Raw genomic sequence first — 6,692 nt, forward strand, 5'->3', positions numbered from 1 at the left:
AGGGTCGGACAGGCCTCAGGCGGAAGCCTCAGTGAGGTCCGCCAGCTCCTGGTCCGTCAGCCGCAGTCCGGCGACGGCCACCAGCGCGGGAAGCTGCTCGACCGTACGGGCCGAGGCGATCGGTGCGGCGACGGTCGGCTGCGCGGCCAGCCACGCCAGCGCCACGGTCGCGATCTCGGCCTCGTGCTCCTGGGCCACCTTGTCGAGCGCGGCAAGCACCTTCTGTCCGCGCTCCGTCTCCAGGTGCGTGGCCGCGCTCCCGGCGCGGGCGCTCTCCACGGCCGTGCCCGGACGGTACTTGCCGGTGAGGAACCCGGAGGCGAGGGCGAAGTACGGGACGGCCGCGAGCCCGGCACCGGCGGCGGTGTCCTGGAGCTCGCCCTCGTAAGTGTCCCGGGAGACAAGGTTGTAGTGGGGCTGCAGCGCCACGTACCGGGCGAGCCCCTCGCGCTCCGAGAAGTCCAGCGAGGCGCGCAGCCGCTGGGGGCTGATGTTGGAAGCGGCGATCTCGCGGACCTTGCCGTCCTTCACCAGCTGGTCGAGGGCGGTGATGATCTCCTCGACCGGGACCGTCTCGTCGTCGAAGTGCGTGTAGTAGAGGTCGATGTGGCCGGTGCCGAGCCGGCGCAGCGACTCCTCGGCGGCAGCCTTGATGGTGGTGGCGGAGAGCCCCTTGTACGCGGGGTGGGCGCCGACCTTGGTGGCCACGACGATGTCGGAACGGTTGCCGCGTGCGGCGAGCCACTTGCCGATGAGGGTTTCCGACTCGCCGCCCTCGTTACCGGGGACCCAGGCCGAGTAGGAGTCGGCGGTGTCGACGAAGTTGCCGCCGGCCGCCGCGTACGCGTCGAGAACGGCGAAGGACTGCGCCTCGTCGGCGGTCCAGCCGAAGACGTTGCCCCCGAGGGCGAGCGGGAAGACCTGAAGGCCGGAGGAGCCGAGCTTGCGGAGAGAAGTCATAGAGGGAACAACCCGTTCCGCCTGGTCCGCTATTCCATGACCCGTACAGCTATACCGATGACGACGGTACGTCCGTGGAAACAGACCGGCAGCCCTGACGTCGGGGGTGAGCGTCAGGGCTGCCGGGGTTTCACAGGCCGGGGAACCGGCGGGGGCGAACGGTCTCAGACCGTCAGGCCCCGGGCGCGGAGCCAGGTCATCGGGTCGATGCCGGTGCCGTCCGGGGTGTGGACCTCGAGGTGGAGGTGCGGGCCGGTCACGTTGCCGGTGGCGCCGACGCGTCCGATGGTGTCGCCGGTCGTGACCTTCTGGCCGATGCTGACATCCATCGAGGACTGGTGGCAGAACCACAGCTCCGTGCCGTCCTCCAGCTCCAGGACCGTGCGGTAGCCGTAGGAACCGGAGTAGCCGGCCGACGTGACCGTGCCGGTGTGGATCGCCTTGATCGGCGTACCGGTGGGCGCCGCGAAGTCGAGGCCCGTGTGGTAGCCGGATGACCACATCGATCCGGCCTCGCCGAAGGTCGAGGTGATCGTGTACGAGGAGGTGGGGATGGCGTAGCTGGCGGCGAGCTTGGCGAGCCGCAGGGCCTCCGCCTTCTTCGCCGCCTCCTCCGCCGCCTTCTTCTTCTCTGCGGCGACCTTGGCCTCGGCGGCGTCCTGCTGCTTCTTCGCCTCCGCGGCGGCCTTCTCGGCTGCGGCCTTCTCGGCGGCGGCCTTGACCTCGGCGTCGGCGGCGTCCTGCTGCTGCTCGGCCTGCTGGAGGATGCGGGCGCGGAGGGCCTCACCCGCGTCGGTGGTGCCCTGCTCGGCCTCGGCGGTGGTGATGCCGGCGGTCGTCAGCGGGGCGGAGGCGACCTCGGCCACGGACTTCTCCGCCGCGGACTCGGATTCGGATTCGCCCGAGAACAGTGCGCCGACGCCCGGGAGGGACTTGGCGTCGGGGAGATTGTCCGAGATGGAATCGGGAAGAGAGATGGAGACCGGCGGCTTGCTCTGGGCGGTGGCCATGCCACCCGCACCGACGGCCGCGATGACGCCGACGCCGAGGACGGTGGAGCTGCGGGCCAGACCGTTGCGCTGCTTGGCGACGCGGTGCTTGCCGCGCACGGGACGGACGGAGTCCTCGGTGGGATTCCATTCCTCCCAGGTCCTGTCGGGCCCGGAGTCGTCGGCGCGGAAGTCGTTTCCGAAGCCACTGCCCCGATCGGTCCCGTAATCGGTCGCGTAGGGGGCCTCGTGCTCCGCACCGACAAAGGTGCCGGGCCGGGTCGCGAAGTCATCGCCGTACTCGGACACGAACCGGGAGGGAGCTTCGGGGGCAGGCTTGTTGGACGCCACGGGGGCGCACTCCTTTCCTTCCTTCTCGCCTACCGGGTTAGCTGACGGGTTCGGAGCAGGAAGGTCTCCTACGGGTTCCTCCGTCTCATCACAAGACAGAGATGCCCGATTCACCCCATGTAGGTGGTTCCCCGGTTCCCTTGCGGGATTCGGCGCTCGCGTACGGTGCCGCCACTGACGACGGCTGGGACAACCGCACTGCGTTATCGAACGTTAATAGACACCAGGGTCCGATTCCAAGCTGTTCCCACTGATCGTTCAGGCCCTTGGCCTGGACTTTACGGGACACAACCGGGTGGAAACGGACGAGTTGATCACCTCTCAGCCACTACCCGCTTTCTGACGTTGCGTCAAATGTTATGCGGAGGGGTGCCCTTCGGTTACGGACGGTGGTATCGCGGCCAACCGCTCCCACCGCACCCGGCCCCGGAACCGGGCTCACCCGCCGCCATCCCCCAGGCCGACGATCTTCACGGTCCTGCGCCGGTCGGGCTGGCCCTCGGCCGGCCGGCCGACCGCGAGCAGCGCCATATCGTCCGTCGACTCACCGCCCGTGTGCAGCCGCACGTCATCGGTCAGCGCGGACAGCAGCTCCTCGGGCCCCGGGAAGATCCGGCCCCGCAGCCGCTCGGCGGGGTCGTAGAAGACCCCTTCGACGTCACGAGCCTCGGAGAGGCCGTCCGTGTAGAGAAGGAGCGTCGCCCCGGCGGGCAGCTCCCACTCGTCGGCCAGGTCCGGCCACTCCCCCAGGGCCATCCCCAGCGGCAGCGCCGGCACCGAAGGCCCGAGCACCTCCAGCGCCCCGTCCGTGTGCAGCAGCAGCGGCTCGGGGTGCCCGCGGTTGACGATCCGCACCACGGAGGCACCCGGCGGGATCTCCGCCAGCACGGCGGTGACGAACCCCTCCACCGCATCGAGGCCGCCGCGCGTGTTCGACTCGCGCTCCAGCGCACGCTCCAGCCGCTGCGCCACACCCTCCAGCGACTCCTCCTGCTCGGCCGCCTCCCGGAACGCCCCGATGATCACCGCCACCGCCTCCACGGCGTCCAGCCCCTTGCCGCGCACGTCCCCGACCACCAGCCGCACCCCCTGCGGGGTGTTCGTGACCGAGAACAGGTCGCCGCCGACGAACTCGTCCGCCTGCGCCGCCTCGTACCGCGCGGCGACATACAGCCCGCCGATCCGGTCGGACGGCGTCGGCAGCACCGCCCGCATGGCGGTCTCCGCGATGACACGGGCCGAAGCCAGCTGCTCGTTGCTGCGCCGCACGACCCCGTTGATCACGACAGCGAGGACGGAGACGGTGAGGACGGTGAGCAGTTCGATGGAGGGCACCACCTGGAGCAGGTTGCCGTTGAAGATCCGTAGCGCGACGACCGCCAGCAGCGCGGCAGCGCCGGTACGGATGGTGCTGGTCAGCGAGAAGAACGGCGCGGCGATGAGCGGGGCCGCCGCGAACAACGGGATGGCCGTGAAGGCGGGCGGGGTGAGGGCGTCGAACAGCACGCCCCCGGCGATCATCAGCGCAGGCAGCGCCCGGACGAACCGGCGGGTCCGCACCCCGCCTGCACGCCTCTTCCGCCGCTTCTCCCGCTTCCCCACCTGCTGGTCTCCTGCCCGGTGCACCCCACGGCCGCGGACGGTACCGCGTACCACCCCAGGCTTCCCGGAGCAGGGTCGCGGAGCGACTCCTCGTCGGCCAATGGGGGTACGTACGCGTAAACGCGGCTCACACCGAGCGACCCGGCGGGCCGACGGCGTACGAACGAATCAGGCCCGGCACGCTGTATGCATGCCGGGCCTGATTCTTCAGTAGCGGGGACAGGATTTGAACCTGCGACCTCTGGGTTATGAGCCCAGCGAGCTACCGAGCTGCTCCACCCCGCGTCGGTAAACACAACTCTACGGCATGTTCGGGACGCTCATGACCACTCGGCGCCCACACCCCGCAGACGGCACCCCACCCGGCCCGACGACCGCACAGCCGCCCGACGGGCACCCCACCGACCAATGGCAGCCCTCTGCCCGCACCGACCGCCCGCAGGTACGCCCGCAGCGACGCCCAGCCCCGCCCCAACCACGCGGCAGGGGCGGCAGTTCGACGGCGGTAGAACTGAACAAACCACCCCCACAGCCTCCTTGGCGGCCGGGAAACGCTCCGTCCCCGCAGACGCTCTCCACCATGCCGTCAAAGTGTTGAAAACGAGAAGGTGTTGCAAGGAACACGTGTTCTGCCGCAAGGTGACTGCTGCATCCCGCGGACCGGTGGGCTGCCCGTGCGAGCAGGCCCCGGAGCGTGCATGTCGCCGCGCCCGTCAGGCCGCTCCCGGTCTCTCATCGCAGCCTGCCTGGAGGGCCCCCGACGATGACCGCACCACTCACCTCTGCCCCCGCTCCCACCACTCCGGCCACCTCGGCCACGCCTCCCTCACCCGTACGCGGAGCCGCCATCGGCGGTGTCATCGGCGGGCTGGTGGGGGCCGTGATGAGCGCGGGCGTGAACTACGCGGTCATCGGGCTTCCTGACAGCGAATCGCTCAACGCGGTCAACCACGCGATATCGGGCCTGCTCAGCGGTTTCTTCGCCGGCTTCGTCGGACTCCTGATACACAGCCGAAAGGCCGCAGCGGCCGCACGCACGGCGGAGACCCGGGCCGCATCCGCGATTCCGCGGCAGGCCGAGCCCGCAGACCACTCCACCGCCACGGCCCCGGCCGAGGCCCCCGTCTCCGCCGCCCCTGTATCGGAGAAGTAGCCGCCGCACCGCGTCGCATCGCCCCACCCGCCCCTCTTTCCCCTCTTGGCGGAGTACGGAAAACCCCAACGGGCGCATGCATAAATGCGGTGATATGACTGATTTCAGACTCAGTCATTCGACGCGGCGCCTGGAGTGGACCGATGGACGACTACCCCCTGCTCAACCTGTTCTGGACCATGCTCTGGTTCTTCCTCTGGATCATGTGGCTCTTCCTCCTGTTCCGGGTCATCATGGACATCTTCCGCAGTGACGACCTCGGCGGCTGGGCGAAGGCGGGCTGGCTGATCCTGGCCCTGGTGCTGCCGTATCTGGGCGTGCTGATCTACGTCATCGCGCGCGGCAAATCCATGGGTACGCGTGATGTGAAGGAAGCGAAGGAACGTGACGCGGCCTTCAAGGCGTACGTGAGAGACGCGGCGGGCACGTCCGACGCGAACGGTGCGCCGAAGAGCAGCCACGTCGAGGATCTGTCGAAACTCGCGGACCTCAGGGACAAGGGCGCCATCACGGACGAGGAGTACCAGCGGGCCAAGACGAAGCTCCTCGTCTGAACCACCCTGGCGCACGGCGCCGGTGCCGGCCTCATGGCCGGCGCCGGCGTCATGGCCGGCGCCGGCGTCATGGCCGGCGCCGGCGTCATGTCGTCGTGTCGTCGTGTCAGGTCACTGCGGCCGGTCGCGGGGTGTCTGCCCGCCCTGGCTCAGCGGCCGAAGAAGTACGGTGCGGGCGTCAGACACCGATCCGAACCGACTCGGCAGGCGGCACCCACGAGTTCGCCGCCCGGCGCCCGGCGGGGACGGTGGCTGTCGTACCCGGGGTCGGAATGACCATCACCGACACCATTCACCAGGCCGCCCTCACGGTCCCGCCGCCGCGTGAACGGTGACCGTCGGGCCGGGCAGCGAGATCCGCGACGGCGCCTGGGTCACCGGACTCGACGGGGATGCCGGCGCAGGCCGGAAGGTCGCACGGGACGGGCACCCGTCGCCTCAGCCCGTGGTCGTCGCGTCCTCCGGTTCGGCGGCGTGGCGGTATTCGGCGTTGATGCGCTGGGCTTCTTCGAGCTGGTCCTCGAGGATGACGATGCGGCAGGCGGCCTCGATGGGGGTGCCCTGGTCGACGAGTTCCCGGGCGCGGGCGGCGATGCGCAGCTGGTAGCGGGAGTATCGGCGGTGGCCGCCCGCGGAGCGCAACGGGGTGATCAGGCGGGCATCGCCGATGGCGCGGAGGAAGCCCTGGGTGGTGCCGAGCATCTCGGCGGCCCGGCCCATCGTGTAGGCGGGGTAGTCGTCGTCGTCGAGACGGCCGAACGAGTCGTCTGCTGTCATTTGCACCTCTCTGCGGAACGCGTGGAGGGGCCCGGGTGCCATATGGCACCCGGGCCCCGAAGGAACTGCTACACCATCTGCCGGCCCTGATACTGCGCCGGCCTTCTGTATCCGCCGACCCGACCTGGAAGTTGTCGGGGATGCGGGGATCGCGGTTGCTTGACCGGAGACCACCTCACTATCGATGTCCTGCGGTACCCGGGCTCAAGACTCCGCCCGGGCGATCCTGATGGCGCCTGGTTCCTCCGTTTCTTCCCTCTGGGATCAATCACTTGCCTACTACTGGTACTGCTCTGTGGCCTGTCT

The 6,692-nt window shown here is 69.6% G+C and carries 6 protein-coding genes, 1 tRNA gene and 1 riboswitch; of the genes, 2 read left to right on the forward strand and 5 right to left on the reverse strand.

All coding sequences use genetic code 11. The features are described from left to right. Window positions 1–15 precede the first annotated feature (15 nt). The 4 genes from ACIOEW_RS13795 to ACIOEW_RS13810 form a co-directional block, all read right to left on the reverse strand. Window positions 16–960: an aldo/keto reductase gene (locus tag ACIOEW_RS13795; RefSeq protein ID WP_401963923.1), complete on the reverse strand. Its 945-nt coding sequence runs from the start codon at window positions 958–960 to the stop codon at window positions 16–18. A gap of 164 nt (window positions 961–1,124) precedes the next feature. Next, the gene (locus ACIOEW_RS13800; RefSeq protein ID WP_362540495.1) at window positions 1,125–2,300 is read right to left on the reverse strand and encodes a M23 family metallopeptidase; all 1,176 of its coding nucleotides are present in this window, start codon (window positions 2,298–2,300) and stop codon (window positions 1,125–1,127) included. A gap of 11 nt (window positions 2,301–2,311) precedes the next feature. Then, a riboswitch (cyclic di-AMP (ydaO/yuaA leader) is annotated at window positions 2,312–2,465 on the reverse strand. A 273-nt stretch (window positions 2,466–2,738) separates the two neighbouring features. Beyond that, on the reverse strand, window positions 2,739–3,902 hold the full coding sequence (locus ACIOEW_RS13805; protein ID WP_362540492.1) for a PP2C family protein-serine/threonine phosphatase: 1,164 nt from the start codon (window positions 3,900–3,902) through the stop codon (window positions 2,739–2,741). 211 nt (window positions 3,903–4,113) lie between these two features. Beyond that, window positions 4,114–4,187, reverse strand: a tRNA-Met gene (locus ACIOEW_RS13810). Between the two features lie 478 nt (window positions 4,188–4,665). On the opposite strand from ACIOEW_RS13810, the gene ACIOEW_RS13815 reads away from it, so the two are divergent. Next, the gene (locus ACIOEW_RS13815; RefSeq protein ID WP_401963926.1) at window positions 4,666–5,055 is read left to right on the forward strand and encodes a hypothetical protein; all 390 of its coding nucleotides are present in this window, start codon (window positions 4,666–4,668) and stop codon (window positions 5,053–5,055) included. Between the two features lie 143 nt (window positions 5,056–5,198). After that, window positions 5,199–5,609, forward strand: coding sequence for an SHOCT domain-containing protein (locus ACIOEW_RS13820; RefSeq protein ID WP_362540486.1), 411 nt, complete (start codon window positions 5,199–5,201; stop codon window positions 5,607–5,609). 438 nt (window positions 5,610–6,047) lie between these two features. Here ACIOEW_RS13820 and ACIOEW_RS13825 read toward each other — a convergent pair whose 3' ends face one another. After that, on the reverse strand, window positions 6,048–6,386 hold the full coding sequence (locus tag ACIOEW_RS13825) for a MerR family transcriptional regulator (RefSeq protein ID WP_401963928.1): 339 nt from the start codon (window positions 6,384–6,386) through the stop codon (window positions 6,048–6,050). Window positions 6,387–6,692 lie beyond the last annotated feature (306 nt).

This window comes from Streptomyces sp. NPDC087901 (assembly GCF_044742205.1).
GTDB lineage: Bacteria > Actinomycetota > Actinomycetes > Streptomycetales > Streptomycetaceae > Streptomyces.

Coding starts and splice junctions, on each gene's coding strand:
- ACIOEW_RS13820 (WP_362540486.1), top strand. CDS start 5,199: ATGGACGACTACCCCCTGCTCAACCTGTTCTGGACCATGCTCTGGTTC.
- ACIOEW_RS13825 (WP_401963928.1), bottom strand. CDS start 6,386: ATGACAGCAGACGACTCGTTCGGCCGTCTCGACGACGACGACTACCCC.
- ACIOEW_RS13815 (WP_401963926.1), top strand. CDS start 4,666: ATGACCGCACCACTCACCTCTGCCCCCGCTCCCACCACTCCGGCCACC.
- ACIOEW_RS13795 (WP_401963923.1), bottom strand. CDS start 960: ATGACTTCTCTCCGCAAGCTCGGCTCCTCCGGCCTTCAGGTCTTCCCG.